Source organism: Amycolatopsis lurida (assembly GCF_900105055.1).
GTDB lineage: Bacteria > Actinomycetota > Actinomycetes > Mycobacteriales > Pseudonocardiaceae > Amycolatopsis > Amycolatopsis lurida.
Window position 1 is genome coordinate 6,941,942 of sequence record NZ_FNTA01000004.1, and the last position, 23,958, is coordinate 6,965,899.

The following is a 23,958-nucleotide window of genomic DNA, read 5'->3' on the forward strand; positions in this document are numbered from 1 at the left end:
GTTCAGCCATCCTTCACTCCGACCCACTAAGTTCAACGCACGTGAGCATGCTGGTCATGACCGGCACCGGTACCGGTGTCGGCAAGACGATCTCCACCGCCGCCATCGCCGCTCTGGCCGCCGGTCAGGGCCAGCGTGTCGCCGTGCTGAAACCGGCGCAGACCGGAGTGGGCCCGGACGAGCCGGGCGACCTCGCGGACGTGCTCCGGCTCGCCGGCCCGGTCACCACCCGTGAGCTGCGAAGATATCCGGATCCGCTGTCGCCGGAGGCGGCCGCCAGGCTGTCGGGACTGCCGACGCTGGCCCCGAGCGAGATCGCCGCCGCGGCGAGCGACCTCAACGGCGAACACGACCTCACGCTCATCGAAGGCGCGGGAGGCCTGCTGGTCCGCTTCGACGCCGACGGGGCGACGCTGGCCGATGTCGCGTGGTCGCTGGGCGCGCTGGTCATCATCGTCGCCGAGGCCGGCCTGGGCACGCTCAACGCGACCGCGTTGACCGCCGAGGTCGCCACCAAACGCGGGCTCACCGTGGCCGGGGTGATCATCGGCTCGTGGCCGGACGAGCCGGATCTGGCGGCGGTGTCGAACCTGGCCGACCTGCCGGTCGCCGCCGGTGCCCCGCTGCTGGGCGTGCTGCCCGCCGGACTGGGCACGGCCGGGCCCGAGGAGTTCGCCGACCGGGCCAGGGCCGGCCTCTCGCCGTGGTTCGGCGGGGAGTTCGACCCGGAATGCTTCGTCGGCCGCGCGTCGGCCCAGAAGTGACCTGCGTCGCTGTGGCCGAGGCGCCCGGTCGTGCACGATGATGTGCCTTCGCTTCACCGCCCCACCCCGAACAGGAGCCGCCTCGTGACCACTGCCCCGGAGACCGTCGACATCCTCGCCGTGGCGCGTGACCAGGTCCTCGAGCGTGGTGTCGGGCTCAGCGAAGAGCAGATCCTCGAGGTCCTGCGCCTCGACGACGACCACCTGACCGACCTGCTGGCGCTGGCCCACGAGGTCCGGATGCGCTGGTGCGGCCCCGAGGTCGAGGTCGAGGGCATCATCAGCCTCAAGACCGGCGGCTGCCCGGAGGACTGCCACTTCTGCTCGCAGTCCGGCCGTTTCCCGACGCCGGTGCGGTCGGCGTGGCTGGACATCCCCGGCCTGGTCAAGGCCGCCCGCCAGACCGCCGAGACCGGCGCGACGGAGTTCTGCATCGTCGCCGCCGTCCGCGGCCCCGACAAGCGGCTGCTCTCGCAGGTCCGCGAGGGGATCAAGGCCATCCGCGAGGACGGCAACGACATCCAGATCGCCTGCTCGCTCGGCATGCTCACCCAGGAACAGGTCGACGAGCTCGTCGAGATGGGCGTGCACCGCTACAACCACAACCTGGAGACCGCGCGCTCGCATTTCGCGAACGTCGTCACCACGCACACGTGGGAGGAGCGCTGGGAGACCCTGCGCATGATCCGCGAGGCGGGCATGGAGGTCTGCTGCGGCGGCATCATCGGCATGGGGGAGAGCATCGAGCAGCGCGCCGAATTCGCCGCGCAGCTGGCCGAGCTGAACCCGGACGAGTGCACGATGAACTTCCTCATCCCGCAGCCGGGCACGCCGTACGAGGGATACGAGGTCGTCGAGGGCAAGGACGCGCTGCGCACCGTGGCCGCGTTCCGGCTGGCGATGCCCCGTCCGCTGCTCCGCTTCTCCGGCGGCCGTGAGCTGACCTTCGGCGACCTGGGTACCAAACAGGGCATGCTCGGTGGCATCAACGCGATCATCGTCGGCAACTACCTGACCAACCTCGGCCGCCCGGCCACCGCGGACCTGGCGATGCTCGAGGAGCTGAAGATGCCGGTGAAGGCGATCAGTGACGTCCTCTGACGAACCCGCGTTCTGTGTCCACTGTGGACAGATGTCCGCCGGTGGCGCGGAACATCCCGCTTGCCACAACCCGAGAACGGCACTCGAACCGCCGCGCTACTGCACGTACTGCGCGCGGCGGATGGTCGTCCAGATCACCCCGGTCGGCTGGACGGCCCGGTGCAGCCGTCACGGTGAACTCGCCGGCTGACTTCCCGCGATTCGTCCTCTGAACGCGGTGGTTGCACGCGCAACGACCGCATTCGGAGGACGAAACGCGGTGGAGGCGCGTGCGCTGGGGGCGTCATTGGTTACGCTCTGCACAAGCAGCACGAGGGAGGAGTCCGGGGTTGGGCGAGACGACCGGTAAACCGGCGCATCTGTCTTCCAGCGTGCCCGACCCCTGGTCGGTGCCCGTCCTGCCGAGGCCGCACCGCCCGCACCCCAAGGTCGTCGTCAAGGCCGATCTGCTGCCCGCGATCAGCGTCCTGTCCACGGCGGGCCTGCTCGGCTTCCCGCTGGCCTGGCTGTGGTCGCGGCTCGCGCCGCCCCAGCGGATGCGCGTGATCAACGACCGCGGCACCCTCGCCCCGCTGGAGCTGGAGAGCTGGCACCGCTTCGACGATCTGGCGATCTACGGTTTCCTCGCGCTCGGAGCCGGGCTGCTGATCGGCATCGTGACCTGGCTGCTCCGGGAGCGCCGCGGTCCGGTCGTCCTGATCGCCGCGACCGGCGGCGCGACCCTCGCGGGCTGGCTGGGGACGACGATGGGCGTCGCGTTCGCCAACGGCCGCTACGAGATCGCCTCGACGCCCGCAGTCGGCGACGTCATCACGAAGGCGCCGCAGATCGAATCCCCGTGGATCATGCTCGCCGCGCCGTTGATGACCACGCTGGCGTACACGTTGCTGACCGCGTGGAACGGACGGGAAGACCTGGGCCGCCGCCTCGGCTGACGGATTTCCTCTAGGGTGGGCCGGGACACATCTCTAGGGGGCTTTCTCTTGACCGACGACATCGAGGTTTCCCGGCACAACGCCGTCCGCTTCCCGGGTATCAGCCCGCGCGCCTACGAACACCCCGTCGATCGCGGCGCGCTGGCCACACTGCGCGCCGTTCCCGGGTTCGCGCAGGTCGTGAAGGCGGTTTCGGGCTTCTACGCCGAACGCGGCGAGCGGCTGATGGCCCTCGCGTCCGCGATCAGGGTCGGCCCGAAGCAGTATCCGGAGCTGGACAAACTGCGCAACGAATGCGCCGAAACGCTCGACCTCGATCGCGTGCCGAACCTGTTCGTCGCCCGCAGCCCCGAGGTCAACGCGCAGACGATCGGCATGGACGAGCCGTTCATCGTGCTCAACACCGCGGCCGTCGAGGCGATGGACCTCGCGTCGCTGCGGTTCGTGATCGGGCACGAGATGGGGCACGTGCTGTCCGGGCACGCGGTGTACCGCACCATCATGATCCGGCTGATCGGCCTGCAGATGTCGATGTCGTGGACGCCGGTGAGCGCGATCGGCATCCGCGTCGTCATCGCGGCGCTGCGCGAGTGGTACCGCAAGGCCGAACTGTCCTGCGACCGCGCCGGTCTGCTGTGCTCGCAGGACCCGACGGCGGCGTTGCGCTCGCAGATCCTGGTCGCGGGAGGTATCGACCCGTCGAAGATCGACATCCCGGCCTTCCTGCAGCAGGCGGCGGAATACGAGTCGGTCGAGGACATCCGCGACAGCTACCTGAAGCTGCGCTACGTCGAGACGATGTCGCATCCGCTGGCCGTCGTGCGCGCCGCGCAACTGCAGAAGTGGGCCGCGTCGGAGGAGTACCGGGGGATCCTGGCGGGTGAGTACCCGCGCCGCGACGAGGACGCGCCGTCGTCCAACTGGACCGACGACCTGAAGTCGGCCGCGAAGTCGTACAAGGACTCGTGGACCAGCTCGGCCGACCCGCTGACGAAGGTGTTCAGCGATGTCGGCGAGGCGGTGTCCGGGGCGGCGGGCAAGGTGTGGAGCAAGTTCGGCGGGGGCAACGGTTCGGACGAGGGTGCTGCGCCGGAGTCCGGCAAGTAGCGCTCGAGGATCTAGTTCAGGTTCGAGGGGCGGGTGAACTCGCCGAGTTCCCCGGGTGGCATCGGGACCGCGCCGAGCGTGTTGAGGAACCCGGCCTCCCGCGTCAGCAGCCGGCACGCGATCCGCAGCCGCCGAAGCGGGTTGGTCTCCTCCAGCAGGCGCTGCCGGTCCTCCAGTGGGAGCAGGCAGTCCGAGGTGAGCCGGTACGCCAGCGCCGCGATGTCGCCGTCGTCGGGCGGGGTGGTCCAGTCGTCGGCGTCCCAGGCGGATTCGCAGTAGCGCCGGTGTGCGGCCTTCGCGACGTCGGCGAGCCTGTTCACGGTGTCGCCGGGTACCGAGGCGACCCGGTCGTCGGGCACCCATTCGACCGCGCCGATCAGGTACGGCGCGGAAACGCTGTCGATCTCGAGCAGCCGGAACCGGCGCCGCGCGGTGGTGACGACGTCGAATCTGCCGTCCGGCAGCCGTTTCGCCTCGCGCAGCACCGTGCTGCAGCCGACTTCGTGGACGTGCTCCGGCCCGCTGACCTCCCGGACCATCGCCGAACGCAGGGCGACCACCCCGAACTCGCGCTCCGGGACGACCTCGCCGACAAGGTCGGCCATCAGCTGCCGGTACCGCGGTTCGAAGATGTGCAACGGAAGGTGTGTTCCGGGCAGAAGCACGGTCTGTAGCGGGAACAGCGGCAAGATCGCCTTCCCGGTGGACTCCTCGCTCGGCTCGGTCACCCGTTCAAGGTACGGGGACCGGGAGGACTTCGCAGGGCGGTCACTTCCCGGCGGGCGGGCGGAAGACCGCGAACGGGTCGGTGATCTGCATCCCCTTGCCCGCGAAGGAGAAGAGCGCCGCCGGACGTCCGCCGCTGCGCCCGGGCGGGGCGGTGTGCCCGGTGGGGACCAGCAGCCCGCGCCGGGACAGCACCCGCTGCAGGTTCGTCGCCGACACCCGGTAACCCAGCGCAGCCGAGTACAGGCCCCGCAACGCCGATACGGTGAACTCTTCCGGGGCGAGCGCGAAGCCGAGATTCGTGTAGCAGAGCTTCGAGCGGAGCCGGTCCCGCGCGCGCAGGACGATGGACTCGTGGTCGAACGCCGTGCGCGGCAGCTCGGAAACGTCGTGCCACTCGGTGTCTTCGGGGACCTCGGGGTCCACATCGGACGGTACGAGGCCGAGGAACGCCGTCGCGACGACGCGGGGCCCCGGCACCCGGTCCGGCGCGCTGAAGACCGCCAGCTGCTCCACATGCTTCAACTGGCGTACGTCGACCTTCTCCGCGAGCTGCCGCCGGATGGACGCCTCGACGTCTTCATCCGGGCGAAGCCTGCCGCCGGGAAGAGACCAGCGGCCCAGATGTGGATCGAGCGCGCGCCGCCACAGCAGGACCCGGAGTGTGTCGGAGCGCACTTGCAGGACCGCTCCCAAAACCTCGTGGGCGAGGGGGGCCTGGGTGTTAAGATGACTTCGCACGGTTTTCGATTATAAGGCGAAAACCGGAGATCGGTCCAGGAGGGCCAGAACGATGACGAGCACCCTGCAGAACGACCTGACCCCGTACGGCGGAGTTGTCGCCGACGCCGCCTGGGCGGAGGAGGTGCGGAGCCTCGCTCGCAAGCGCGACGCCGTCCTGCTCGCGCACAACTACCAGGTCCCCGAGATCCAGGACATCGCCGATTTCACCGGCGACTCCCTCGCGCTGAGCCGTATCGCGGCGAGCAGTGAAGCGTCCACCATCGTCTTCTGCGGCGTGCACTTCATGGCCGAGACGGCGAAGATCCTGGCGCCCGAGAAGACCGTCCTGATCCCGGACGCGCGGGCGGGCTGCTCGCTCGCGGACTCGATCACCGGCGCCGAACTGCGCGCCTGGAAGGCCGAGCACCCGGGCGCGGTCGTCGTGTCGTACGTGAACACCACGGCCGAGGTCAAGGCGGAGACCGACATCTGCTGCACCTCGTCGAACGCCGTCGACGTGGTCGCTTCCATCCCCGCTGACCAGGAGGTTCTCTTCCTGCCGGACCAGTTCCTCGGTGCGCACGTCAAACGCGTGACCGGCCGGGAGAACATGCACATCTGGGCCGGGGAGTGTCACGTGCACGCCGGGATCAACGGCGCCGAGCTGGCCGAGAGGGCCTCGGAGAACCCGGACGCCGACCTGTTCATCCACCCGGAATGCGGCTGCGCGACCTCGGCGCTGTACCTCGCCGGCGAGGGCGCCGTCGCCCCCGAGCGGGTCAAGATCCTCTCGACCGGCGACATGGTCCACGCCGCCCGCGACACCAAGGCGAAGTCGGTGCTCGTGGCCACCGAGATCGGGATGATCCACCAGCTGCGCAAGGCCGCGCCGGAGATCGACTTCCGCGCGGTGAACGACCGGGCGTCCTGCCGGTACATGAAGATGATCACGCCGGCCGCCCTGCTGCGCTCGCTGCGCGAGGGATCCGACGAGGTCCACGTCGACGCCGAGACCGCCGCCCGTGCCCGCGCTTCCGTGCAGCGCATGATCGAGATCGGGCAGCCTGGCGGCGGAGAATGACCGACCAGGTTACCGCCCTTCAGGCGAAAACCCATCCGGTCTGGGAGGCCGCCGCCGATCTCGTGGTGATCGGCAGCGGCGTCGCCGGGCTGACCGCGGCGCTGCGCGCGCGGGAGCTCGGCCTGCACGTCCTGGTGGTCACCAAGGCCGCGGTCTCCGACGGGAACACCCGCTGGGCGCAGGGCGGCATCGCGGTCGTGCTGGAGGGTGAGCACGAGCGAGGCGATTCGGTCGGCAAGCACGCCGAGGACACCCTCGTCGCCGGTGCCGGGCTCTGCGACGAGGACGCTGTGCGGTCGATCATCGCCGGTGGCCCCGACGCGGTGGCCCGGCTGCGCGCCGAGGGCGCCCGTTTCGACCCGGCGGCCGAAGGGCGGCCCGAGCTCGCCCGTACGCGGGAAGGCGGGCACAGCGCGTTCCGCGTCATCCACGCCGGTGGCGACGCGACCGGTGCGGAGGTCGAGCGGACGCTGGTCGCGACGGCCGGTGACCGGCGGATCCCGGTGCTGGAGAACCACATCGCCGTCGACGCGATCCGCACGCCCGCGGGCGAGGTCGTCGGTGTGACCGTCCTGGACCACAACGGGGTGCCCGGCGCCGTCCGGGCGCCGGCGGTGCTGCTGGCCAGCGGCGGGCTGGGGCAGCTCTACCAGGCGACGTCGAATCCCGAGATCGCCACGGGGGACGGGCTGGCGCTCGCGTTGCGCGCCGGGGCGCAGGTCGCGGACGTCGAGTTCGTGCAGTTCCATCCGACGGTCCTGTTCACGCCCGGTGCGCGGGGCCGTCTCCCGCTGGTCACCGAGGCGGTGCGCGGCGAGGGCGCGACGTTGCACGACGCGACGGGCGCTTCGGTGATGCGGGGAGTCCATCCCCTCGGAGATCTCGCGCCACGGGACGTCGTGTCGGCGGCGATCACCCGTCGCATGGTGCAGGCGCCCGGCGGTATCGACGACCACGTTTTCCTTGACGCCACGGGGATCTCCGGGTTCGCCAAGCGATTCCCGACTGTGCACGCGGCGTGCGCGGCGATCGGGCTGGACCCGGCGAAGGAGCCGATCCCGGTCACGCCGGCGGCGCATTTCGCCTGCGGTGGCGTGGTGACCACTGTGGACGGGCGCTCCGGTGTCCGCGGTCTCTACGCGGCGGGCGAGGTCGCCAGAACCGGCCTGCACGGCGCGAATCGGCTGGCCTCCAACAGTTTGCTCGAAGGCCTGGTCGTCGGGCAGCGGGTGGCGGAGGCGGTCGCCATCGATCTCGCCGCCGGCTTGCTCGCCGACCCGCGCCGCGGTGTGCTCATGCCGCCGGCGAACGTCGCGGTGGCCGATCGCGACGCGTTGCAGCGGGCGATGAGCCGGTACGCCGCCATCGGCCGGGACGCCGAAGGTCTTTCGGTCGTGGGTTCGGTGCTGGATCTCTCGGTGACGGAAAGTCCTTTGTGGACTCCCCGGATCGTGGAGGACGCGGCGCTCACGCTGGTGGCGGAGGCACTGGTCGCGGCGGCGGCGCGCCGGACGGAGTCCCGCGGCTGCCACGTGCGGACCGATTTCCCCGAACGCGACGACAACGTCTGGCAACGCGGTCAGCTCATCCGGCTCAGTCCTTCGGGGCAGCCGGTGCTGGCCGATCCGATCGCTTTGGAGGGTGTGGCATGACCGAATTCTCCCCGTGGGTCACCAAGGCGCTGGCCGAGCACGGTCTCGACGTCGCCGATGTGCACCGTGTCGTCACGACGGCCCTTGCCGAGGATCTGCGCTACGGTCCCGACGCGACGACGAACGCCACCGTGCCCGAATCCGCCCGCGCGCTGGCCGAACTGACACCGAGGACGGCAGGCGTGGTCGCCGGGATCCCGGTGGCGCTGGCGGTGTTCGACGTCGTGCTCGGTTCGGATCTGGAGATCCTGGCCGCCCGCGACGACGGCGACCGGCTGACCGCCGGCGAACCCGCGCTGGTGCTCCGCGGTCCGGTGCGCGGCCTGCTCACCGCCGAACGCACCGCGCTGAACCTCCTGTGCCACCTGTCCGGTATCGCCACCGCGACCGCCGCCTGGGTGAGCGCCCTGGAGGGGACCGGTTGCCGGGTCAGGGATTCCCGCAAGACGTTGCCCGGGCTGAGGTTGCTGGAGAAGTACGCCGTGCGGGCGGGCGGCGGGGTGAACCACCGGCTCGGGCTCGGTGACGCGGTGCTGATCAAGGACAACCACGTGGTCGCCGCCGGTTCGGTGACCGCCGCGCTCACGGCCGCGCGCGAGCACGCGCCGGAACTGCACTGCGAGGTCGAGGTCGACGACCTGGCCCAGCTGGAGGAGGCACTCGCCGCGGGCGCCGACGAGGTGCTGCTGGACAACTTCACCCCCGACGAATGCGCGAAGGCCGTCGACCGGCGGGACGAGGTTTCGCCGAAGACCAGGCTGGAATCCTCGGGCGGTCTGCGGCTGGACGTCGCGCGGGCGTACGCGGAGTCCGGGGTGGATTTCCTCGCCGTCGGAGCGCTCACGCATTCCTCACCCGCGCTCGACCTCGGGATGGACCTCCGCTGATCTCCGGCACTAGAATTCCCTTGTGTGACAAGGGAATTCTGGAGGAATGGTGGGCTTTGCCGGTAAAAGTGCCGTCGCGGGATGCGTGGCTTTCATGGCATCGCTCGGCATCGGAGTCCCGTCGGCGGCGGTCGCCGAGCAGTGCGCGAACCCGACGGGCACCTACACCGCGGCCGTCCCGTGGGGACAGCGGCTGATCGATCCCGTGCGGATCTGGCCGCTGTCCCGCGGCACCGGGCAGCTGGTCGCGGTGATCGGCACCGGGGTCGACGGCGGCAACGGCCAGTTCGCACCCGGCCAGCTCCTCGGCGGCCAGGGCACCCAGGCCGACGACTGCGACGGCCGGGGCACCATCGCGGCCGGGATCGTCGGCGCGCAGCCGGATCCGTCCACCACGTTCACCGGTATCGCGCCGGGTGCCAAGATCCTGCCGATCCGCTACACGCAGGTGAACGGCGGCGGTGACCCCGGGCAACTCGCATCCGCCATCGAAACCGCGCTGAACCGCGGCGCCGGGATCATCCTGATCGCCGTCCCGGCCGCGTCCGACAGCCCCGCGCTGACCGGTGCCGTCTCGCGTGCCAGGGAGAAAGGCGCGCTGGTCATCTCGCCCGCCGCGGGGTCGCAACAGGGCCAGACCTCCTACCCGACCGCGACACCCGGCGTGCTCGCCGTGGGATCGACCAACCAGGCCGGTGAGGCGGTGCAGACGGAGGCCGGTTCCTACGTGGGGATCTCCGCGCCCGGCGCCGAACTGGTCAGCACATCCGCGGGCGCGGGCGGGACCGTGGCGCACCGATGGCCGGTGAGCGACCCGAGCCTGGCCGCCGCGCACGTCGCGGGAGTCGCCGCGCTGGTGCGCGCGTATCACCCGGAGCTGTCGCCGGAGCAGGTCGTCACGCGGCTGACGCTGACCGCGCATCGCGGCCCGACCGGTGGGCACGATCCTCGGCGGGGCTGGGGCGCGATCGACGCCTACGCCGCCGTTTCCGCCTCGATCCCGGCCGGTACACCCGGTCCGGGAGGACCGCCGAACACCGGCCCGGACACCTTCGTCGTCCCCGCCGCCGCGCCCGCGCGGGCCAACGCGGACAAGGTTTCCGGTGTGCTCGCCCTCTCCGGGGTGGCCGCGGCCATCGCGGCGGGCGTGGTGGTGGCCGCGGTCCGGCGGGGCAAGCGCCGGGGTTGGAAGCCTTCGCGATTCCGCGCCTCGTGAGCGGCGGCGGTGTACTGGGGGACACCGCCGCCACTCACGAGGTCTTTTCGCGACCCCCTGGGGTTTAGGGGACGACAGGTACGCAGGCCGTCGAGCCCACGATGGCCACGCCGTCGCCGGCGCGGGAGACGTGCACGTTGAAGTCGGCGCCGTCGCGGCTGAACTGCGCGATCAGCTCACGCGGGTTGCTGCGGTCGCGCGTCCGCCAGCCCTGGCTTTCCAGCAGGGGCAGGACGACGTCGACGAGTTTGCGGATCGCGTCGGTCGCGTCGTCCACCCGGAGGCCGTACTGCCAGCAGAGCAACCGGCCCGGCTGGGTCGGGTCGCAGTCCAGCTCGCCTTCCACGGTGCGCTCCGCGGCGGAGCCGAAGATGCCCGCGACACCGTCGATGACCGCCGTCAAGTCCTCGGCCAGCGGGTCGAGCTCGGTGTTCCTGGTGATCATGACCAGCCCCTCACAAGCCTCGTCCGACGCCTTCGATGACCATCTCGCGCAGCGAGCCGCCGGTGAAGCCCTCGTGCGTGACCGCGCCGCCCGTGATCACACCGTAGATGTTGTTCCATGAATCGGAACCCGGCTTGAGCACACCGCTGTGGGACTCGAGGCCCCACTGCAGATCGCCGTTCGCGTCGCGGCCGGTTTCCAGTTCGACGACGCCGGGGAAGCGGTCGGGGTCCGCTCCGTGGCCGGCGCCGAGCCATTCGACGAGCCCCGCGTTGCCCTGTGCCACCACGATCGGGTCGAAGGGAGCCGTCATGGAGTACCGCTGCACACCGGCCTGGCTGGCCGGGAGGTCGTCCGGGCCCCAGATCCCGTGCCCCATCCCCGCGGACTCGACGTGCAGCACCTGGTCGGCCTTGAGCCCGAGCTGCTCGGCGAGCCCCACGGTCGCGCCGCCGTAGCTGTGCCCGACGGCGGTGACCACGACGCCCGGTCCGGCGTGACTGTCGATCTGGCCGCGCAGTTCGTCGCCGAACGCCTTGAGATCGGGCGCCATCGCCTGCGCGTAATGCGCGGCCGGCCCTTCGGTGACGACGCTCTGCGGGAAGACCCCGTCGGCCCAGACCACCATCGCGGTCCGTCCGGTGGCGTCCGCGGCGACCAGGCTTTTGCCGAGGTCGGCGTAGCTCTGGAAGTTGCCGAACGAGGTGTTGACGCCGGGGACGAACAACCCGACGTTGCGCGTGCCCGGTTCGATGCGGCCGACCAGTTCGGCGATACGCCCGTTGCCGGACGGATCGAACCGCAGGATCTGCCGGTCGTTGGCGAGGATGTCCTCGTACAGCGCGATCCGGGTGCGCGCGTTCGCGATGTCGTCGGCTTTTCCGCCCTGTGCCAGGAGGTTCGCGAGCCGCTCGCGTTCGGCGGTCAGCGCGTCGGTGACCTTCGTGCGGTTCTCGGCGATCGCGGTGGCCCACGAGCCGGTGTCGGCCGCGCCGCCGACGCCGGACGGATTCCCGGCCTTGGGCAACGGGTTCTCCGGCATCAGCGACCGGTACGAGGCGGCGATCTGGACGTCGGCGCGCCGGTAACCGCCACCCGCGGAGGTGAGCCCTTGATGGATCACCGTCGCCTTGGTGATCTGGCCGTCGAGTTTGCCCGCGACGTCCTTGATCGTCTTGGCGTACGTCGCCGAAGCCGCGCTGGACGCCGAAACCTGGCCGAACGCGCTCGCGGGGACGTTTTCACCCGCCAGCGCGGTCTGCGCGGTCTTGAGTACGCCGGCGCGCTGTTCGAGTTCGGCCGCCGCCGCTTCGAGCCTGGCGGGGGCGACTCGGTAACCGCCCGCACTGGATGCCATCACCGAGCCGCCTCTCCTGGTGGAAAACGATCAGTACTGTTCGGGTTCTTCGCCGAGCACGGCGGGAGCGACCGGGGCCGACTGACCCCAGACGTTCTCGGTCTCCACGAGCCACGGCGGGATACGCCGCCCGGAACCCATGTCGCCGCCCGCGCCCATGCCCATCGGCATCATGGGCATCATCGGCATCGCGCCCTTGGCCGCCGCCGCGCCCGCGGCACCGGCCGCTCCGCCCGCCAGGCCGCTCATCGCGCTGCCCGAGCCGCCGTCGCCTGCCAGACCGGAGAACGCGGCCGGGACCTCACCGGGGCCGGAGACCCCGCCGCCGCCCGCGCCGATCGCGCCACCGTCCAGCGAGGGCGCTCCGCCACCGCCGATCGGGATGCCGCCGCCGGCGCCGCCCGCGGTCGCGCCCGTCCCGCCGGCACCGCCGCCGATGACCTCGCCGTCCTTCTTCTCGTCCTTGGGGTTCTTGCCGTTCGCCCACGCGGGCACCCGCGGCATGATCGAGCCGAACCGGCCGAACGCGGCGGCCGAGGCAGCGGCGAGACCGGCGGTGAACATGTCGCCGAACAACGGGTTCGATTTGGGCACCTGACCCGGTTGCCCGGTGGTGGGCGGCGTGGAGCCGTCCGAGGGCAGCGGGTGTGTGTTGTCGCCGGGAACCAGCCCGACACCGGGCGTTCCGCCGATGCTGTTGCCGACCGAACCACCCGGGGTGGTGCCACCACCGGTGACCGGCGGCGGGGTGACGGCGTTCGGCGAGGCCGGAATGGACTCCTCCACGGAGGAGTACTCACCCGCGAGCTGGGTCATCACCACGATCGCCTTGCCGTGCGCCGCGCTGGCCGCGCCCGCGGCCTGCTGCTGCGCTTCGACGTTCGCGATGGCCTGCTGCCGCTGCTGTGCGGCGTTGATGATCGTCGCCTGCGACGAATCCGGCGGCAGCAGCGGCGGGTTGACGGCCAGCGCGAGGTCCGCGGGGGAGACGTCGGGCACCGCGACCGGCGGCGGCATCTCCTTCTTGGCCTTCACCAGCGCGTCCGCGGCGTCCTCGAGGAGGTTGTTCATCGCCTGCGCGGTCTGGGCGACCTTGCGGATTCCGCCGACGAGGTCGCTGATCATCGTGTGGTACTTGTCGGCGGCGCCACCGGTCCAGTTGCCGGAGAACTCCTTCAGCTCGCCGGTCAGGTTCTCGGCCTGTTCGAAGAGCCCGAGGCCGGTGGACTGCCATTTGTGGGCCGCGTGGCGCGCCGTGTTGGGGTCGCCCGCCTGCAGCATCGCGTAAAGCTGCTGGTGCGAGTACGCGGCGAAGTTCGTGTGCGCGGTCTCGGTCATCCCTTGTTCCCCCCGCCGTTCGAGCCGCTGTTGCCGCCCAGCACGCCCCCGAGGACGTTGAGCAACGGATCGAGTAGCCCGGTCTGCTGGCTCGCGTGGTTGATGTCGCCCGCCACCGAGTCGTCCGCCGCCGCATAGCCGTCGGCGACGGTCGTCGTGACGTCCTGCGCGAAGGTGATCGCGCCCTTGACCTGATCAAGCAGACCCTGCATCTCGGCGACGGCCGCCTGGTGCGCCTTGGTGAGTGAACCCGCCTCACCGAACTCGCCGAACAGCAGCGGCTGTTCGGTCAGGGTCAACAGGAAGTCGTTCGGCTTGGACATCGCGTGGATCTGGGTCTCCAGTTCCCGCACGAAGTCCTTCAGTGATTCCAGATGGACGTAGTACGACTGGTCTTGCATTGATCCCGGCTCTCTCGTGAACGGCCACGCCGACAAGGGGACGACTACGCGCAAAGCCGGCCGGCCGGTGCCGAGGGGGGTGAAAGCACCGGCCGGCCGACGGATGGGGACGATCAGCCGGCGAACAGGCCCTGGTTACGGTTCTCCAGGCTGTGCTGGAGATCGTGGGCGTCGCCGACCTTGCCACCGAACTGCGCGATGATCGCCACGATGTCCGCGGTGGCCTGGCGCAGGCGGGTTTCAGACGCACGGGCGGCCTCACCGGCGGAGCTGCCGGAGGCGTACCAGGTCTGGGTGATCGGCTGCAGGTTGGTGTGCAGCTGTTCGAGCTGGGACGTGAGCGCCTTGGCCTTGGCGGCCAGCGAGGCCGAGCTGTGCTGCAGCGCGGCGAAGTTGATTTCGACGACGTCAGCCATGATGGGTGGTCCTCTCGCGGATCAGGGGTTCAGCCGGTGGATCACGGTCTGGTCGACGACTCCGCTGACCCCGGTGAGGCTTTCCCGGACCTGCTCGTCACCCGAGTTGTAGTTCCGGTTGCTCTCGTGCACGAGGCGCGACATCGTGTTGAGCTCGTTCACGGCGATGGTCATCTTCTCCTGCAGACGGCGCTGCAGATCCCAGAACGCGACCGCCTGGTCACCCTTGTAGTTGTGCAGGGTCTGGGTCAGCTCGCTCTCCAAGCTGGCCATCGTGGTCTTGGCGTTCGACGCGGTCTCCTCGAACCCCTGGACGGCGCGCGCCATCGCAGCTGCGTCTGCCTGATATCCCGTACCGGTCATTGATGGGCCACCTCCTCTCATCTCGCTGGAAATCCCGGTGAGCACCAGGGGACGCCCTGTCTGCTCTTGTGAAGGACACGCTAGAAAAGAGGTGAGTGCGGTCAAACGGCACAACTGCCGGTCGCGCTGACGGCACTATTACCCACAGGTCGGCGGTAGGGCTTTCCCCACCCTCGATCAGGGGGAGCGCTCCAGTGTCCGGATCGGAGCTTCCCGGCACGCTCGATCCCATGGTGGACAAGGGATCCAGGGTTGTCTTGCATCGACCGTTGATGATCTTGGCGGCGGCGATGGCGGTGCTCGGGGTCGTGGCGCTCGGGGGTCTCGTTTTCGACGATCGCAGCCTCGTCAACGCGCCCATCTGGCTCAAACCGCTCAAGTTCACGATTTCCGTGGGACTCTACGCGGTGACGCTGGCCTGGCTGATCGGGCAGCTGACCCGGGGCAAGCGGCTCGGCTGGTGGCTCGGGACGGTGTTCGCCGCCGGGCTCGGCCTGGACATGGCGCTGCTGTTCTGGCAGATCGCCATCCGCGGCCGGACACTCCACTTCAACCGGGAGACGCCCGCCGATCAGTGGATCAACAACATGGTCGCGAACGGCGCCTTCACCGGCTGGGGAGCGACGGCGGCCATCGCACTTCTCCTGTTGTTCCAACGTCTTCCCGACCGGGCGATGAACTCCGCGTTACGCGCGGGTGCCGCCCTGTCGGTCGCCGGAATCGGCGTCGCGCTGCTGATGTTCGGGCCGAACGAACAGCAGATGGCCCAGTTCCGCGCCGGCGAACGGCCGTCGGTCCTCGGCGCCCACGCGGTCGGTGTACCCGACGGTGGCCCGGGGCTGCCGGTGCTGGGATGGAGCACCGTGGGCGGGGACATGCGGATCCCGCACTTCTTCGGGATCCACGCGATCCAGGTGCTGCCACTGGTCGCCTTCGGGCTGCTCAAGCTCGCCCGGCGGTATCCGGTGCTCGAATCGGAGTTCGTGCGGCGGAATCTGGTGCGGACCGCTTCGGTGGGTTTCGCGGGGGTGCTCGTGCTGCTCACCTGGCAAGCTCAGCGAGGACAGTCCATCGTGCACCCGGATTTCTGGACGCTGGTCGCGGGTGTGGGAATCATCGCCGTCGTGGCGGCCGGTTCGGTTCTTTCGCTTCGTGTTTCGCGGCCGATGCATCAATTGAGGTGATTTCGCCGGAAAGGGGACCGTTCGGGGTGAACAAATAGCCGGACGAGCTTCCAGCCGATCCGGAGCCCGGGGTGTCCGATCGCTGGCCGAGCTCAAGCCTGCGATGCCAAGGTCGGTTCCGGGTACCGGTCGACGGAAAAGTCGAAGTGCGCCTGGACGGGCGAAAAGGGACCGTTCGGGGTGAACGGTCCCTTTCCGGGTCAGACTCCCGCGGTGGTGCGGATCCAGTCGCGGCTCGCGGCGACGCTGGCGTAGTTCTGGGTTCCCTGCGGGTTCGTGCCGGAGTTGCTGCCGGTCGAGCAGACCCCGACCTGGACGCCGTTCGAAAGCTGCGGGCCGCCCGAATCGCCGTGCCAGGCGGAACCGTTGACGCCGACGCTGGCGATGGCCTGGCCGCCGTACGCGTCGCTGCTGGTGCCGGTGATGCGGACGTCGGCCGTCTTCAGGACACTCGACGGCGGGTTGTTGCCCTGCGTGCGGCCCCAGCCGTAGATCTGGTTGGTGGTGCCGTTGGCCGGGTTCGCGGTGCCGAGCTTCATGTACGTCGTGCTGACCGCGGCCGTGAGGTGCAGGAGGGCGATGTCGCTGCTCGGCGCGGCCTTCTGCTGGTCGACGTCGGCCTCGGTGCCCTGGTTCAGGTTGACGTTGCCGACCTTGACGTGCATGCCGGGCTCGTTGAGGCAGTGCTTCGCGGTGAGGACCCATTGCGGCGCGATGATGGTGCCGGAGCAGTTGAAACCCCCGTACGCGGTCGCGTCGTTCCAGTAGATCTGGGCGCCCCACGGCGCGGAACTCACGGTTCCGCCGCCGATGATGTCCTGGCTCGCGTTCGCGGCGGGGGTGGCGGCAAGGGTCAGCGCCGCGGCGGCACCGGCCACCGCTGCGACTATCTTGGACATACGCATGAATACGCCCTTCGGCCTGCGTCGGGATTCCGTTTCGGTTTCACCAAGTTAGGCGGCGGTAAGGGTTTTTGTAACCTACCGAAGTCGGTTATCCGTCCTGCGTGAATTCCAGAATCGGGTGGATGCTGCCTTTTGCCGTGGACGTCCGTTGTATCCGGATTCCCGGGCCGTGGTTCGCCTGCCGACGTCTAGGGTGTTCGCGTGACGACAGTGATCGTGCTCAACGGCGGCTCCAGTTCGGGTAAGTCGGGAATCGCCAGGTGTCTGCAAGCGGTGTTGCCGGATCCCTGGCTCACCCTCGGCGTGGACACCTTGATCGACGCCATGCCGTCCACGGTGGACGACGGGATCGACTTCGCGGCGGACGGTGGGGTGAGCGTCGGATCCGGTTTCCGGCGGCTCGAGAACGCGTGGATGGCCGGTGTCGCGGCGATGGTGCGTGCCGGGGCCCGGGTCATCATCGACGACGCGTTCCTCGGCGGGGCCGCGTCACAGCGGCGGTGGCGTGAAGCGTTGGCCGGAATCGAGGTGCTGTGGGTCGGGGTCCGGTGCGACGGCGCCGTGGCCGCCGGGCGGGAGATGGCGCGGGGAGATCGGGTCACGGGGATGGCTGAGACACAGGCCGAAGTCGTGCATCGAGGCGTGGTTTACGACCTTGAGGTGGACACCGGGGTGAATGAGGCCTTGGTTTGTGCGCGAGAGATCGCGGCTCGGGTCGGGTGATTTCGGTGGGGCGCTGGTTATGGCGGTGATCTGCCTGGCGTCGACCGAGACTGGGCGAAGACGCGATGCAGTCGCGAGCGTGGACTCCAAAGTGGACAGATCACTCAGGGCATGACTGAGCCACGAAGGTGCCTCTTGAGAAACCTTCGTCGAAGTCGGGCGGCGGCGCTTTAGAAGGGTGGCGGGTTGTCCTTCGGTCGTGGGTTGTGGAGTGGTTCGGGGGTGGTGGTGTAGGTGTGGCCGGTGGGGGTGGTGATGGTCATGCTGCCGTTGCCGGTGGGGTGGGTGGTCCAGCCGGGTTCTTCTTTGAGGAGGTTGTGGATGGTGCAGGCGGCGTGGCAGTTGTGGTGGTCGGTGGTGCCGTGCCGGGCCCAGGTGGTGATGTGGTCGATTTCGGAGAACTCGGCCGGGCGGTGGCAGCCGGGGTGGGTGCATTCCCGGTCGCGGGCTTTGATCAGGCGGGCGAGTGAGGCCGGGGACCGGTAGGTGCCGGGGCTGGCTTCCAGGAGCTGCCCCGTGGCGGGGTCGGTGATCAGCCGGGACCAGGTCGAGCCGGGGTCGGCGGCGATCTCGCGGGCGAGCCAGCCGGGAACGGGTCCGTAACCGGCCAGGGTCGCGGGGTCTTCCCGGGCGCCGGTCAGGGTCAGTAAGTCGACATAGACATGGACATGCGCTCGTGGTGTCCCGTGGCCGTCCTCGGCCAGCAGCCGCTCGGCGAAGATATCGGCCCGGTGCTGATCGAGGGTGCGGGACTGATCGGTCCGGCGGCGTTTCTTCGCCGTCTGGCTCAGGGACGCGTAGATCGAACTGGCGATTTCGGCGGGGAGCCAGCCCGACAGTTTCGACATGGTCTCGTCCTCGTGTTCCAGCGACACATGCCGCAACGCGCGTTTGCTCTCGGCGCGTTCCCGGTAGCCGCCGGGATCGAACTTCTGCACCGCGTGATCCACCGACTTCCGGATCGCGGCAGGGTCACGCCCGGCCAGACGCGTGGCCATCCACGCATCCACCCGGCCGGCGACCTCATCGGACACCTCCCGGGTCAACTGAGACACCTTCGACGCCTTGAACAGATCGATATCACCGCGCTCCAACGCCGCCAACGTGTGCGGCAACCGCCCCACCAGCGCACACGACGTCTCGACCAACAGAAACGCCTGATTACGAGAGACCGAGAACGCCAACGCGACCTCCTCGGTCACCGATCTTCGCGACCCACCCACCCCAGCGAAACCCGCTATCGAACGCACCTGCCGCCCCTGCGCCCGACGCAACACAACCTCCTCCCCACAAGCAACATCCAGAAAACGAGCAGCCTTCGGATTAAAAGCAAAAGATGTGGCCATGACCAAGATCATACTCGAACACAAGTTCGAACGCCACTGATATGGATTCGACTGGTGAGTACGCCGCCTCCAGGCTTCACTTTGCTGAACGCTTGGGCAGGGTCAGGTCATCCTAGTGCCTGTGCCTGTCGGTGAGCTCGTCCTGCGTTGCCGGGTGAGTGCGTGTTGCAAAAAAGCTGGGGGTCAAACAGTCATTGTGCCGCATGGGATATTGGTCGTATCGCAGAGGGTTGGCGGGTGACGTGATGCGCCGTTGCAGGCGATCTTGAGGCAAGTGCGCGAGATTCCACTGGGAAACAAGAAAACCTAGCGCGCCAGACTTGCTTCGCCTTAATCGCAACAAATGCAGAAGTCACCCCACGACAGGAACGGCCTCCGAAACGTCCCGCACAAGTTCCTCGACGTCCTGCCCCCACCGGGAAACGATGACCAGATCGCGACTGGGGTCGATCCACAGCAAGTGCTGATCCGCGTTGCCCCGCGCGGCACGACCGGTCGGCGGCGCGGAAGGGAACGGGTTGAGCCACCAGAGATAGCCGTAGTCCGGCTTCAGCGGACAGGGCGTCCAACTGCGTTCGATCCAGCTTTTGCTGAGCAACCCGTCGTGGAGACAGAGCAGACCGAGCAGGGAGAGATCGGCGGCGGAGATCCACAGCCCGCCTCCCCAATGGGCGCCGCCGCTGACCACCGGGACGGTCTCGCCGCCGATGGTGGTCAGCGAGTTCCGATAGCCGTGCCAGGACCACGTATCCGACGCGCCGAGCGGACCGAGGACGTGTTCGTCCAGCACCGAAGGCAACGCTCGGCCGAAAAGGTGGGTGAGGGCCAGGCAAAGGAGGTTGACACGAACGTCGTTGTATTCCCAGGCCGAGCCCGGCGTTCCGTCGCGGCGAGGGCCGTCCAGCCAGGACGGTTTGCCCCAAAGGTACCCATCCCATTCGCTGATCTGTTGCAACAGGTGATGCCAGGTGATCGAGGCCCCGGCCAGCTCCGGCAGGTCCACAGTGTCCGCCACAGGCCGGTTCGGGTCGGGGAGCAGGCCCTGGTCGAACGCGACCCCAGCGACGATCGACACGACGCTCTTGGTGACGCTGAAGGCCATTTCCGGCGTATCGGGATCACCCCACGCGGCGATGCGCTCACCGCCGTGAAGGATCACCCCGCTGGTTCCCGACGCCGGCCGCAGCGGCCCCAGCACCTCACGGTGCGAACGTTCCTTCACCTGACTGGCCAGATACGCGCTCATGTCGCCGATGCCCGGCGTGACGCGCTCGGCCTGTGCCGCCGCGGCGGCGTGGACGGCGGGCAGATCCAGTGCCATGCCTCCGAGATTAGTCCTCCACGGGCTTCGTCCAAGCCACCTGCACCAGCCCCGTCCCGTGCCGCCGCGACACCAGCACACCGCGTCCGGCGGGCTGAGGCCCGGGCTTCACCTCGCCGAGCAGCGCTCCTTCGTCCCGCGACCCGGACATCACGAGACCGGGGGAACCCAGCTCCCGAATCCGTTGCAGCACAGGCTCGAACAGGGATCGCCCGGCACCGCCGCTGCCGCGCGCGATGACGAGGTGGAGCCCGATGTCCCGCGCCTGCGGCAGGAATTCCAGCAGCGGCTGCAATGGATTGCGGCCCACGGTGGCGACCATTTCGTAGTCGTCGACGAGGACGAACAGCTCCGGACCCCGCCACCACGACCGGTTCCGCAGCTGATCCGGAGTGACGTCCGCACCGGGGAGCCGGTTCCGCATGGCCTGCTGGCATTGGTCGATCAGCCCGGTCAGCACGGTTTCGGAACCCGCGTAGCCGAGCAGATGTGAATCCGGCACCGCGCCCAGCAATCCTCGCCGGTAATCGGCGACGACGATCGCGGCCTCTTCCGCCGAGTACTTCGACACGATGCCTTGCGCGATCGCGCGCAGGAGCGAGCTCTTGCCCGACTCCACGTCACCGAAGGCCAGGAAATGCGGTTCGGTGGCGAAGTCGAGATACACCGGCCGCAGGTTCGATTCCGCGATGCCGAGCGTGATCTGCTTGCGCGGCCCGGCTTCCAGCGAGTCCAACGGGACCTCGGGAGGCAGCAGCCGGACCTGCGGCGCCGCCGCACCCTTCCAGGCGGCGGAAATCCGGCGGTTCAGGTCCAGGCCACCGGCGCCGACGGTGTCCGGGCGCTGATCCGAGTCGATCCGCGGGAGTGCCGCGAGGAAATGCAGTTTGTCCGCGGTCAGCCCTCGTCCCGGCCGGTCCGCCGGGACGTTCTGCGCGATCTTGCGGTCGATCAGCGAGTCCGCCGGCTCACCGAGCCGCAGCTCGAATTTGGTCCCGATCGCGTCGCGCAGCGGCGCCCGCATGCCCATCCACTGGTTGATCGAGACGACGACGTGGATGCCGAAACCGAGCCCGCGCGAGGCCAGGCTGGTGATCTGTTCCTCCAGCTGCTCGTATTCCTGGCGGATCGTGGTCCAGTTGTCCACGAACAGGAAGACGTCGCCGAACTCGCGGCCTTCCGTGCTCTCCCGGAACTCCGAACGCCGCTGGCGGAACGTCGTGATCGATTCGATCCCGTTGGCGGAGAAGAACTCCTCGCGCTGTTCGAGCAACGTCGTCAGTTCCGCTACGACACGGCGGCAGCGCTGGGCGTCGCGCCGGGTCGCGTAGCCGGATACGTGGGGAAGCCCGGCGATCGGCGCCAGCGCGCCACCGCCCATGTCCAGCACGAACAGCTGGACCTCTTCCGGGGTGTGGGTGAGCGCGAGCATCGCGGCGATGTCCCGCATCAGTGTGCTTTTGCCGCTCTGCGGCGCACCGACGATCAGCGCGTGCCCGGCGGCACCGGAGAAATCGGCCCACAGCATGTCGCGCCGCTGTTCGAACGGCTTGTCCACCAGGGCGACCGGGATCATCAGCTTGCCGTTGCCGCCCCAGCCCAGCGGGCACAACCCTCGCGAGGGGTCTTCGCCGAGCGGCGGCAGCAGCTGGTCCAGGGTGGGCGGTTCGGCGAGCGGCGGAAGCCAGATCTGGTGCGCCTCCGGGCCTTTGCCTTCGATCCGCGAGATCATCGCGCCGATGATGGTCTCGCCGGTGCCCTTTTCGACCGGCGCCTCGGCTTCGACGGTCACCGGGATCTCGACCGGGGCCAGCGTGAACGGCATCAGCCCGAGACTCTGTCCGTCCTTGCGCACGATCTTGCTGCGCGGCGGCAACTCGCCCGAGACGTACGCGGCCTTGAGCCGGATGAGGGTGTCGTTATCGGACTTCAGATACGCCGAGCCCGGCACGGGCGGCAGCTGGTAGGCGTCGGCGACACCGAGCACCGCGCGGCTCTCCGACGCGGAGAACGTCCGCAGGCCGATCCGGTAGGACAAATGCGAATCCAGCCCGCGCAGCCGTCCCTCCTCCAGCCGCTGCGAGGCCAGCAGCAGATGGATCCCGAGACTCCGGCCCAGCCGGCCGATCGCGACGAACAGGTCGATGAACTCCGGCCGTGAGGACAGCAGCTCGCTGAATTCGTCGATGATCACCAGCAGCGACGGCAACGGCCGCAGGTTGGCGCCCGATTCCCTGGCCTTTTCGTAGTCCCGCACCGACGCATAGTTTCCGGCCGCGTGCAGGAGTTCCTGACGGCGCAGCAGTTCGCCGTTCAGCGCGTCCGCCATGCGGTCGACCAGCGCGAGATCGTCGGAAAGGTTGGTGATGACGGCGCAGGTGTGCGGCAGCCCGGTCATCCCGGCGAAGGTCGCGCCACCCTTGAAGTCGATCAGCGCGAGGTTCAGCTTCTCCGACGAATGCGTGACGGCGAGCGCGGTGACCAGCGTCCGCAGCAGCTCGCTCTTACCGGATCCGGTCGCACCGATGACCAGCCCGTGCGGCCCCATCCCGCCTTCGGCCGATTCCTTCAGGTCGAGTTCGACCGGCCTGCCTTCGGGGTTGACGCCCAGCGGGATCCGCAGCCGGTCCCGCGCGGACCGCGGCGCCCAGGTGACCTCGGTGTCGGTGTCGCGCGGATCGCCGATGCCCAGCAGCCCGGCCAGCCCGAACGTCGCCGACATCGGCGCCTCGCTGACCACCGCCGCGCCCTGGAACAGCGGCGTCAGCATCCGGGACAGCGCTTCGGCGGCACCGCGGTCCAAGGTGTCCGGCTTGCCGAGGAAACCGAGCCGTTGCTCCGTCCCGTCGCCGACGACCATGCCGAGCTGCTCCGGGCTCATGTGCAGGCTCAGCAGCCGTTCCGACGAGACCGCCCGCGGCTGTTCCGCGCCGATCTCGATCACGGTGACGCCGAGCCTGCCCTCCTCGGCGACGAGCCGCGTGTCGCCGTGGGTGTGCCCGCCATCCACGATCACGACGATATGCGGCAGGTCCAGCCGGGCGTCCGGCCGCCGGGTGAACGCGGGCCGGTCGCCGAGGTCGGGGCCGAGGAGTTCGGCGAGCTTCCCGGCACCGGCGTCGACGAGCCGCCGCGGACCGGCGGCGTCGGCGGCGGTGGAGGCGACATGCGGCAGCCACTTCGCCCATTCCCAGTCGTGCAGCCGGTCGTCCTTGACGCACAACGCGATCCGCAGGTCGCCGGGGGAGTGGAAGGTCGCGAGCTGGGTCAGCAGCGCCCGCGCGGTCCCGAGCGTGTCCGGGCGGCGGCCGGACAGGACGACCTGCGCGAAAGACCGCAGCGAGACCGCGACGGGGAGTCCGTCGACCGTCGAATAGGTACGGATGAAGTGTTTGAGGTTCGTCGAGCACACCGGGTCGAGGTCCTCCAGCGGCACGGTCTGCGGCGCCTTCAACGGTGTCGCCAGCCGCTGCGGCCCGGTGCCGATCCGCACCTGCCCGAACTGGGCGTCGGACCGGCGGCGATCCCACAGCCTGCCCGTCTCGACGCAGGCCCACAGGTCCGCCGGGTCGGGTTGCAGCGCCGTCATCGCCGCGCGCTGGTTGTCCGCGATGTCCCGGACCTGACCGCGCAAACCGGTCAGGTACCGCTGGTAGTCCCGGCGTTCCTCGTTGATCTGCGCCTTCTTCTGCGCGCCGCCGCGGCCGAGTGACATCACCACCATGCCCACCATCGCGGTGAGGAACAACGCGCCGAAGATGTACGTCATCACGCCGCCGTCGCGTCCGATGTAGACGAACGACATGGCGCCCATGCCCAGCATCATCGGCATGAACATCAGCAGCTGCATGGCTCCGCCGGAGGAGCCCTTGGGCAGCATCGGCGGGGACTGCAGGACGATTTCACCGGGCTGCTCGCCCAGGGCCGGCAGGCGGTCGCGAGTGGCGCTCATCAGGGTCTTTCTGGC

The 23,958-nt window shown here is 69.3% G+C and carries 23 protein-coding genes; 11 read left to right on the forward strand and 12 right to left on the reverse strand.

The features are described 5' to 3' along the window. The first annotated feature begins 41 nt into the window (after nt 1-41). The 5 genes from bioD to BLW75_RS37915 all read left to right on the forward strand — a co-directional run bounded on the left by bioD (nt 42) and on the right by BLW75_RS37915 (nt 3,907). Entirely contained in the window at nt 42-764 is a 723-nt protein-coding gene (gene bioD, locus BLW75_RS37900) for a dethiobiotin synthase (protein ID WP_034321324.1), read from the forward strand. Nucleotides 765-848: 84 nt separating this feature from the next. Then, on the forward strand, nt 849-1,865 hold the full coding sequence (bioB, locus tag BLW75_RS37905) for a biotin synthase BioB (RefSeq protein WP_034321321.1): 1,017 nt from the start codon (nt 849-851) through the stop codon (nt 1,863-1,865). Further along, entirely contained in the window at nt 1,852-2,055 is a 204-nt protein-coding gene (gene bsaP, locus BLW75_RS42555) for a biotin synthase auxiliary protein BsaP (protein WP_143055420.1), read from the forward strand. Before bioB ends, bsaP begins: the two co-directional genes overlap by 14 nt. Before the next feature lie 139 nt (nt 2,056-2,194). After that, nucleotides 2,195-2,800 (forward strand): DUF2567 domain-containing protein, encoded by a 606-nt coding sequence (locus BLW75_RS37910; protein WP_034321318.1) that lies wholly within the window; start codon nt 2,195-2,197, stop codon nt 2,798-2,800. A gap of 48 nt (nt 2,801-2,848) precedes the next feature. Further along, a complete protein-coding gene (locus BLW75_RS37915) occupies nt 2,849-3,907 on the forward strand; it encodes a M48 family metallopeptidase (RefSeq protein ID WP_034321315.1) in 1,059 nt (352 codons plus the stop codon). Nucleotides 3,908-3,918: 11 nt separating this feature from the next. On the opposite strand, the gene BLW75_RS37920 is transcribed toward BLW75_RS37915, so the two are convergent. Together BLW75_RS37920 and BLW75_RS37925 are read right to left on the reverse strand one after the other, a co-directional pair. After that, nucleotides 3,919-4,635 (reverse strand): LON peptidase substrate-binding domain-containing protein, encoded by a 717-nt coding sequence (locus BLW75_RS37920; protein ID WP_034321312.1) that lies wholly within the window; start codon nt 4,633-4,635, stop codon nt 3,919-3,921. Nucleotides 4,636-4,675: 40 nt separating this feature from the next. After that, nucleotides 4,676-5,311 (reverse strand): NUDIX hydrolase, encoded by a 636-nt coding sequence (locus tag BLW75_RS37925; protein WP_034321308.1) that lies wholly within the window; start codon nt 5,309-5,311, stop codon nt 4,676-4,678. A 115-nt stretch (nt 5,312-5,426) separates the two neighbouring features. Between BLW75_RS37925 and nadA the strand changes: the two genes are divergently transcribed. From nadA to BLW75_RS37945, 4 genes are read left to right on the forward strand one after another with little or no spacing between them, the layout of a single operon-like run. Beyond that, nucleotides 5,427-6,437: a quinolinate synthase NadA gene (gene nadA, locus BLW75_RS37930; protein WP_034321305.1), complete on the forward strand. Its 1,011-nt coding sequence runs from the start codon at nt 5,427-5,429 to the stop codon at nt 6,435-6,437. Beyond that, nucleotides 6,434-8,089: an L-aspartate oxidase gene (locus tag BLW75_RS37935; RefSeq protein WP_091599222.1), complete on the forward strand. Its 1,656-nt coding sequence runs from the start codon at nt 6,434-6,436 to the stop codon at nt 8,087-8,089. The genes nadA and BLW75_RS37935 overlap by 4 nt, the downstream gene beginning before the upstream one ends. Next, nucleotides 8,086-8,976, forward strand: coding sequence for a carboxylating nicotinate-nucleotide diphosphorylase (nadC, locus tag BLW75_RS37940; protein WP_034321302.1), 891 nt, complete (start codon nt 8,086-8,088; stop codon nt 8,974-8,976). Before BLW75_RS37935 ends, nadC begins: the two co-directional genes overlap by 4 nt. 46 nt (nt 8,977-9,022) lie before the next feature. Further along, nucleotides 9,023-10,192 carry a S8 family serine peptidase gene (locus BLW75_RS37945; RefSeq protein ID WP_034321299.1) on the forward strand — a complete coding sequence of 390 codons (1,170 nt, stop codon included), beginning with the start codon at nt 9,023-9,025 and terminating at the stop codon, nt 10,190-10,192. 64 nt (nt 10,193-10,256) lie between these two features. Here the strand turns inward: BLW75_RS37945 and BLW75_RS37950 are convergent, their stop codons facing one another. The 6 genes from BLW75_RS37950 to BLW75_RS37975 all read right to left on the reverse strand — a co-directional run bounded on the left by BLW75_RS37950 (nt 10,257) and on the right by BLW75_RS37975 (nt 14,512). Next, the gene (locus BLW75_RS37950) at nt 10,257-10,637 is read right to left on the reverse strand and encodes a hypothetical protein (RefSeq protein WP_034321296.1); all 381 of its coding nucleotides are present in this window, start codon (nt 10,635-10,637) and stop codon (nt 10,257-10,259) included. Nucleotides 10,638-10,647: 10 nt separating this feature from the next. After that, nucleotides 10,648-11,994, reverse strand: coding sequence for an alpha/beta hydrolase (locus BLW75_RS37955; protein ID WP_034321293.1), 1,347 nt, complete (start codon nt 11,992-11,994; stop codon nt 10,648-10,650). 30 nt (nt 11,995-12,024) lie between these two features. Then, nucleotides 12,025-13,332, reverse strand: a complete 1,308-nt coding sequence (locus BLW75_RS37960; RefSeq protein WP_091599226.1) for a WXG100 family type VII secretion target — start codon at nt 13,330-13,332, stop codon at nt 12,025-12,027. After that, the gene (locus BLW75_RS37965; RefSeq protein WP_034319402.1) at nt 13,329-13,733 is read right to left on the reverse strand and encodes a hypothetical protein; all 405 of its coding nucleotides are present in this window, start codon (nt 13,731-13,733) and stop codon (nt 13,329-13,331) included. Before BLW75_RS37965 ends, BLW75_RS37960 begins: the two co-directional genes overlap by 4 nt. Before the next feature lie 113 nt (nt 13,734-13,846). Beyond that, on the reverse strand, nt 13,847-14,149 hold the full coding sequence (locus tag BLW75_RS37970; RefSeq protein WP_005155348.1) for a hypothetical protein: 303 nt from the start codon (nt 14,147-14,149) through the stop codon (nt 13,847-13,849). A gap of 21 nt (nt 14,150-14,170) precedes the next feature. Next, nucleotides 14,171-14,512, reverse strand: coding sequence for a WXG100 family type VII secretion target (locus tag BLW75_RS37975; RefSeq protein ID WP_076153289.1), 342 nt, complete (start codon nt 14,510-14,512; stop codon nt 14,171-14,173). 230 nt (nt 14,513-14,742) lie between these two features. Between BLW75_RS37975 and BLW75_RS37980 the strand changes: the two genes are divergently transcribed. Next, on the forward strand, nt 14,743-15,696 hold the full coding sequence (locus BLW75_RS37980) for a hypothetical protein (RefSeq protein ID WP_034319439.1): 954 nt from the start codon (nt 14,743-14,745) through the stop codon (nt 15,694-15,696). Between the two features lie 200 nt (nt 15,697-15,896). Here the strand turns inward: BLW75_RS37980 and BLW75_RS37985 are convergent, their stop codons facing one another. Continuing rightward, nucleotides 15,897-16,595: a S1 family peptidase gene (locus BLW75_RS37985; protein WP_034319400.1), complete on the reverse strand. Its 699-nt coding sequence runs from the start codon at nt 16,593-16,595 to the stop codon at nt 15,897-15,899. Between the two features lie 207 nt (nt 16,596-16,802). On the opposite strand from BLW75_RS37985, the gene cpt reads away from it, so the two are divergent. After that, complete coding sequence (gene cpt / locus BLW75_RS37990) at nt 16,803-17,324, forward strand: chloramphenicol phosphotransferase CPT (RefSeq protein WP_241783939.1); 522 nt, start codon at nt 16,803-16,805, stop codon at nt 17,322-17,324. Between the two features lie 170 nt (nt 17,325-17,494). Here the strand turns inward: cpt and BLW75_RS37995 are convergent, their stop codons facing one another. From BLW75_RS37995 to eccCa, 3 genes are all read right to left on the reverse strand, one after another. Continuing rightward, nucleotides 17,495-18,526 carry an HNH endonuclease signature motif containing protein gene (locus BLW75_RS37995; protein WP_034319396.1) on the reverse strand — a complete coding sequence of 344 codons (1,032 nt, stop codon included), beginning with the start codon at nt 18,524-18,526 and terminating at the stop codon, nt 17,495-17,497. 496 nt (nt 18,527-19,022) lie between these two features. Continuing rightward, entirely contained in the window at nt 19,023-19,991 is a 969-nt protein-coding gene (locus BLW75_RS38000; protein WP_241783936.1) for a serine hydrolase domain-containing protein, read from the reverse strand. Between the two features lie 10 nt (nt 19,992-20,001). Then, nucleotides 20,002-23,943 (reverse strand): type VII secretion protein EccCa, encoded by a 3,942-nt coding sequence (gene eccCa / locus BLW75_RS38005; protein WP_091599232.1) that lies wholly within the window; start codon nt 23,941-23,943, stop codon nt 20,002-20,004. Between the last annotated feature and the right edge of the window lie 15 nt (nt 23,944-23,958).

Coding starts and splice junctions, on each gene's coding strand:
- BLW75_RS37985 (WP_034319400.1), bottom strand. CDS start 16,595: ATGTCCAAGATAGTCGCAGCGGTGGCCGGTGCCGCCGCGGCGCTGACC.
- BLW75_RS37965 (WP_034319402.1), bottom strand. CDS start 13,733: ATGCAAGACCAGTCGTACTACGTCCATCTGGAATCACTGAAGGACTTC.
- BLW75_RS37975 (WP_076153289.1), bottom strand. CDS start 14,512: ATGACCGGTACGGGATATCAGGCAGACGCAGCTGCGATGGCGCGCGCC.
- BLW75_RS37950 (WP_034321296.1), bottom strand. CDS start 10,637: ATGATCACCAGGAACACCGAGCTCGACCCGCTGGCCGAGGACTTGACG.
- BLW75_RS37970 (WP_005155348.1), bottom strand. CDS start 14,149: ATGGCTGACGTCGTCGAAATCAACTTCGCCGCGCTGCAGCACAGCTCG.
- BLW75_RS37935 (WP_091599222.1), top strand. CDS start 6,434: ATGACCGACCAGGTTACCGCCCTTCAGGCGAAAACCCATCCGGTCTGG.
- BLW75_RS38000 (WP_241783936.1), bottom strand. CDS start 19,991: ATGGCACTGGATCTGCCCGCCGTCCACGCCGCCGCGGCGGCACAGGCC.
- BLW75_RS37960 (WP_091599226.1), bottom strand. CDS start 13,332: ATGACCGAGACCGCGCACACGAACTTCGCCGCGTACTCGCACCAGCAG.
- BLW75_RS37945 (WP_034321299.1), top strand. CDS start 9,023: ATGGTGGGCTTTGCCGGTAAAAGTGCCGTCGCGGGATGCGTGGCTTTC.
- nadC (WP_034321302.1), top strand. CDS start 8,086: ATGACCGAATTCTCCCCGTGGGTCACCAAGGCGCTGGCCGAGCACGGT.
- eccCa (WP_091599232.1), bottom strand. CDS start 23,943: ATGAGCGCCACTCGCGACCGCCTGCCGGCCCTGGGCGAGCAGCCCGGT.
- nadA (WP_034321305.1), top strand. CDS start 5,427: ATGACGAGCACCCTGCAGAACGACCTGACCCCGTACGGCGGAGTTGTC.
- BLW75_RS37980 (WP_034319439.1), top strand. CDS start 14,743: ATGGTGGACAAGGGATCCAGGGTTGTCTTGCATCGACCGTTGATGATC.
- BLW75_RS37955 (WP_034321293.1), bottom strand. CDS start 11,994: ATGGCATCCAGTGCGGGCGGTTACCGAGTCGCCCCCGCCAGGCTCGAA.